The sequence below is a fragment of the Arsukibacterium sp. MJ3 genome (assembly GCF_000987765.1).
In the GTDB taxonomy this organism is placed as follows: Bacteria; Pseudomonadota; Gammaproteobacteria; order Enterobacterales; family Alteromonadaceae; genus Alishewanella.
In genome coordinates this window covers 1-3,592 of the sequence record NZ_LAHP01000045.1, presented here as the reverse complement: position 1 = coordinate 3,592, position 3,592 = coordinate 1, and the positions used below count along the sequence as shown (strand labels likewise).

Annotated in this window: 3 protein-coding genes; all 3 read right to left on the bottom strand. The window is 49.3% G+C overall.

The features are described 5' to 3' along the window. Positions 1-147: 147 nt before the first annotated feature. Positions 148-627 carry an N-acetyltransferase gene (locus VT06_RS16435; protein ID WP_046555420.1) on the bottom strand — a complete coding sequence of 160 codons (480 nt, stop codon included), beginning with the start codon at positions 625-627 and terminating at the stop codon, positions 148-150. Positions 628-700: 73 nt separating this feature from the next. After that, entirely contained in the window at positions 701-1,840 is a 1,140-nt protein-coding gene (locus VT06_RS16430; protein WP_161795049.1) for an endonuclease/exonuclease/phosphatase family protein, read from the bottom strand. 178 nt (positions 1,841-2,018) lie between these two features. Continuing rightward, positions 2,019-3,338, bottom strand: a complete 1,320-nt coding sequence (locus VT06_RS16425; RefSeq protein WP_046555419.1) for a ferric reductase-like transmembrane domain-containing protein — start codon at positions 3,336-3,338, stop codon at positions 2,019-2,021. Between the last annotated feature and the right edge of the window lie 254 nt (positions 3,339-3,592).

The window sequence follows — 3,592 nt, the reverse complement described above, 5'->3', positions numbered from 1 at the left end:
GTGAAAACTATATCAGGCGCAATTTATTACCCTTTAACGCCCCTAGCCGCCATTCTTTGCCGCATTAGCCCCTGCATAAACACATCAACATGTGTAATGGATGGAGCGATTAATCACATCATTTCTGCTGTGCCTGTCCTATTTTCTTTAACTTTGAGTCTGGTCCATTTTAATCTCCTCATTAACTTTCAGCATGTAAATAATGGTGTCATCTGATTGGTCAGCTTGCTCGCGAAAGCCCAAATGTTGATACAGTGTCAGCGCCCGCGTGTTTGTCCGGTAAACATTCAGGCTTACCTGGCTACCACCATGTTGCCAGGCAATTTTCAGCAGGCTTTCGCACAGTTTACGAGCCACTCCCTGGCCCCGACAGCTGGGGTTAGTGATAATTCTAACCAGATGATAGCAGTCATCATTGATTTTAATAAGCTGTCCAAAACCCGCCATATCGGCTGCCGTTTTCAAGCAATAAGAATTATCCCAACAATACATAATGTCAGATGCCAGTCGTGCGCTATCGATAGGAAAACTGACCACGGGCCCGGCCCAGGTTCGACAATCAGTAGCATTGGTTAACCAGGTACTGACTTGCGCCAGATCTGCTGCGCTAGCATGCTCAATATTCATAACAACCCATGTTTTACTGCAATACTCATTTCTACCCCTGCCTTAACTATTCATGTGTCATACCCAGTCAATATTAGCGGGCTTTGCCTTTTTTAATGGCTTCGCTAGCTTCCTGTTCATCTTCGGCATCAGCTTTGGGCTTGTCTTCCGGCTTTACCGCATTGGGGTCATAATCAAATACCACCAGAAATGGCAAATGATCAGATCCAATGTCAGGCAAACGGCGCAGCTCTGCTAACCCAAAATGACGGGAGGCAAAAGCGTGGTCCAGCGGGTAGCGCAGAATGCGGCTGCGGGTATCATAGGTATTATATAACCCTCGGCCTACTCTTGGGTCCAGCATGCCGCCCACCCGTTGAAACAAATGCGTAGTGTGTGACCAGGCCACGTCATTAAAATCGCCGGCGACAATAACCGGAACGTCGCCAAGTTTCTTAACCTCTTTAGCCACCAACATTAACTCGGCATCCCGCTTATCAGAATCTTCCCGCTCGCCTTGCTGCTGTTCAGATTTTTTTACTTGAGTAATATTATCATCTTCGTCTCGAGGCAGGCCCGGCGGGCGTGGGTGAATACCATACAAAGTAACCAAAGTGCCCGAACGTAACCGCACATCAGAGCGAAATGACGGCACATCCTGCTCAATCAGAAACCGAATTTCTGGCGCTACCAGTTCCAGCCTTGAATACAGTAGCATGCCATAGGTATTTTCTTGCGGTTGCAACAGGGTATACGGATAATCATCTTTCAGACTGGTTAAGTGCTCTAGCCACCACTGGTTTGGCTCGCTTAAAAGAATAAGGTCCGGATCGGTGTCACTTATCAGGTCAAGCAGGGCTTGTGCTTGGCGATTGTCTGCCAGCACATTGTAAATTAGCAGCGATATCCGGTTTGTAACGTCCCCGGCGGTGCTAGCCGGCATCTCTTTTGGATACAGCGCGGTGTAAGGAGCAATTGCAGTAAGTTGCCACAACAATGCGATACCAGCCCCCGCAGTAAGAGCGTATTGCCAGGGCCGTAATCCTTGCCAGCTACGAAGCGCTATATATCCCATCAAGGTAAGCACAATTAATACTGCGAACTGAATGCGCGGAAAATCCAAGATCCGGATCCACCAGGCATCGCTTCGCAACAAGGGCAATAATGTAACGCAGATTAGCACTAACGCCAGCAGGCCTAATAACAGTTGGCATAAGGCATGAAGTGCTGGCATTAGCATCTTAGTTTGCATTAATCACTGTGCGCCATAAATACTTAATCTACTGCCTGCTTTCAGGCTAAGCATAAAGCATCCAAGCTAAAGCCAGCGTGGTGGCCAACAGCATTAACGCCATAACAGTGCCTGCACGTTTTGCAATCAGGTGCATCATGTTGCGCCTCCTTAATGGCTATTACACAAGGTTAAACCGTTCAGAGAAAATATACTGCAGCGGCACGTTGCGCGCACGCAGCACTGTCTCCACCACATTCATTAACGGCGGTGGGCCGCAAACATAGTAGTCGGTAGTGCTGTTGGACTTATCCAGGTACTGCTTCAGCAATTCATCATCAATAAGCCCCTGCTCGCCTTGCCAATCTTCCGGTGGCTCTTTTAAAACATGCACTACCTTAAGGTTTAGCTGTGTCGACAGCTCTGCCAGCTCATCGGCAAACAGTATCGATGCTTTGTCGATATTGGCATAAAGCAGTAGTAGTTTTTTAGTGCTCTGCTCTGCGACACAGCTTCGCAACATACTTATTATAGGTGTCACCCCCACGCCACCCGCTATAATCACCGTATCCCGCTTGTTGGCTGGGTCCAGGGTAAATACCCCATAAGGGCCTTCAACCCATGCCCGGCTGCCGGCCTTAACATCACTAAGCGAGCGGGTAAAATCCCCGGCATGCTTTACGGTAAACTCCAGGCAGCCTGGGTTATCATCTTGCGAATTAATTGAGAACGGATGTTGTTGTAAAGAGAAAGGGGAATCACCCAGGGTGATCCAGGCATACTGGCCCGGCTGAAACTTCAAACCCTGATGGCTATCGGCTTGCAAGACTAACCGGGTAGCGTCGCCGTCGATATTTTCCGCTTTGCTTACGGTCCAGGGCTTACCTTTTAAACGCCAGGGCCGCAATAACCGCGAATCAATCAAAAGTAGAAGTGCCGCACCCACCACTACCACTACCGCAACCTGTACAGGCCAGCCGGCGGTGTAATTATTTACCATTAAGGCATGACCAAAGCCTGCACTCACTACAAATAGCGCAAGCAGCCCATGCAGCGCACGCCACCACTCGTATTGCAGCTTGCAACCTACCCGCCAAACAGAGGTAATAATCAACAAGGTGCTGGCCATCAGTAATGCACTTAAGGTAATGGCTCGCAGTGGCTCGTCGCCAGGGTGCAGATAATGCAGAAATTCAGGTTCCGCAATTAGCACCGTTAGCGGATGAGCCAGGATCAGTAGCCAACCAAAAATTCCCATTTGCCGGTGAAACTGCAACAAATTATCTTGCCCCACCCCGGCAGCAAACCAGGGATGACGACCAGATATAACCAACTGCATCGCCAGCACCCCTAAGCCCAATAAGCCAAACATTACCCCCAGTTCAACAAAAAACGTCCGGACCGGCGGGCGCTCGAAAACGAGGGCCAGCCCCATCGGCAGCAGGCATAACAGAAAATACAACACTAACCAGGCGGCAAGGGTACCAGATCGGATTTTCATTGGGCTTTAAGCTCTCCTTTGCTACATTTGTGCTTTCAAATGAGTAACATCACTACATCCGGTAGTGCATCAAGCATTGACAATGATGTCATTGATAAGTTTTCATTAGTCTCCAGCATAGCTTATCTGCGCGATGAAAACTGCCTCCACGCCAGTCCTGCAACGACTTAATGTCAGCCAGCAAGATTGGCTAACACGCGCCACCCAATTCGAGACGCGCTACACCACTCTCTTTAGCCGACGCGCCCACCGCG